1 protein-coding gene is annotated in these 270 nt (G+C 67.0%); it reads left to right on the top strand.

What is annotated here, in order from left to right:
* A partial coding sequence (locus L9G74_RS20705; protein WP_238898642.1) for an EamA family transporter occupies positions 1-270 on the top strand: 270 nt, incomplete at both ends.

Raw genomic sequence — 270 nt, 5'->3', positions numbered from 1 at the left:
AGGCGCCTGCCTGTTCGCCCTGGTGGCGGCGCGGGGACGGTTGCGCCTTCCCGAACGGCGGGACTTGCCGATCCTGATCTCCGTCGGCGTCTTGCAGATCGCCCTGTTCCTCGGCCTTATCCATTTCAGCCTCCAGTACGTCGACGCCGGGCGCTCGGCCATCCTGGCCTACACCACACCGTTGTGGATCACACCCATTGCGGTGGTCCTGTTGAACGAGCCGATGACCACGGGAAGGCTGGCCGGCCTGGGCCTGGGGCTCGGCGGTAT

This window comes from Shewanella electrica, from assembly GCF_022321485.1.
Lineage (GTDB): Bacteria > Pseudomonadota > Gammaproteobacteria > Enterobacterales > Shewanellaceae > Shewanella > Shewanella electrica.
This window is presented reverse-complemented; position numbering and strand designations above follow the sequence as displayed.